The organism is Streptomyces longwoodensis, from assembly GCF_001514125.1.
GTDB lineage: Bacteria > Actinomycetota > Actinomycetes > Streptomycetales > Streptomycetaceae > Streptomyces > Streptomyces longwoodensis.
Genome location: NZ_KQ948576.1, coordinates 1 through 1,067, shown reverse-complemented (window position 1 = coordinate 1,067; position 1,067 = coordinate 1). Strand labels below are relative to the sequence as shown.

Annotated in this window: 1 protein-coding gene; it reads right to left on the bottom strand. The window is 72.4% G+C overall.

Features of this window, described 5'->3' with window-relative positions:
* On the bottom strand, positions 1-958 hold a 958-nt coding region (locus AQJ30_RS36350; RefSeq protein WP_067242511.1), incomplete at its 3' end, for an IS481 family transposase.
* Positions 959-1,067: the final 109 nt, after the last annotated feature.

The window sequence follows — 1,067 nt, the reverse complement described above, 5'->3', positions numbered from 1 at the left end:
TGTGCTGTTCGGACAGGTTGGTGACGCGGCTGGCTGGTGGGTGGCCGCCGATGCCGGTGTGGGGTCGGTGGTAGTTGTACCAGTGAAGCCAGTCGGGAAACGCGGCCTGTCGTTCGGCGTCGCAGGTGTAGGGCCGGATGTAGGCCCACTCCTCGAGCAGGGTGCGGTGGAAGCGTTCGACCTTGCCGTTGGTCTGTGGGCGCCAGGGCCTTGTCCAGCGGGGGCTGATGCCCAGCTCGCGGCAGGTGTCGCGCCAGGTGTTCTTGGTGTAGGCCCAGGCGTTGTCGGTCAGGACCCGCTCGACGGTGACGCCCTGGGCGGCGAACCAGGCGGCCGCTCGTCGCAGAAAGGCTGCGCAGGTGGGGGCGGTCTCGTCGGGCAGGTCCTCGGTGTAGGCGAGGCGGGTGTGGTCGTCCAGGGCGGTGTGCAGGCAGGCGTATCCGACGCCGCCTGCGCGCTTCTTGTTCGGGCTGCCGGCCGCCCGGCCGAGGACCTTGTGGCCGCCGCCGTCGGGGATGCGGCCGAGCTTCTTGACGTCGATGTGGACCAGTTCCCCGGGCCGGGCGCGTTCGTAGCGGCGTACGGGCTCGCCGGTGGCCCGGTCGCAGGCGGCCAGGGCGGGCAGGCCGTGGCGGACGAGGATGCGGTGGGCGGTGGAGGCGGCGACGCCGGTCCGGGCGGCCAGCCGCACCGGCCCGATCCGATGCTCGTGCCGCAGCCGCACGACCTGCAGTTCGACCGCGGCGGGCGTCTGGCGCGGGCTGTGGTGGGGGCGGCTGGAGCGGTCGTGCATCCCGGCCTCGCCCAGCTTGCGGTAGCGGCTCGCCCAGCGGGCGGCGGTGGTGTGGCTGACCTGGAAGCGTTCCGCGGCCCGCCGCAGCGGCCAGCCGTCGTCCACGACACACCGGGCCAGACGCAGCCTCCCGGTCGCGGTCAGCGGGGCATTACGGTGGGACACGAGGGCCTCCTGCGGTCAGGTGCAGATGTCGCAATCCACACCGAACCCAGAAGGCCCTCACCCGTTCAAGCACCCAGCACGCGTGTCACCAACGTCCCGGGACAGCACA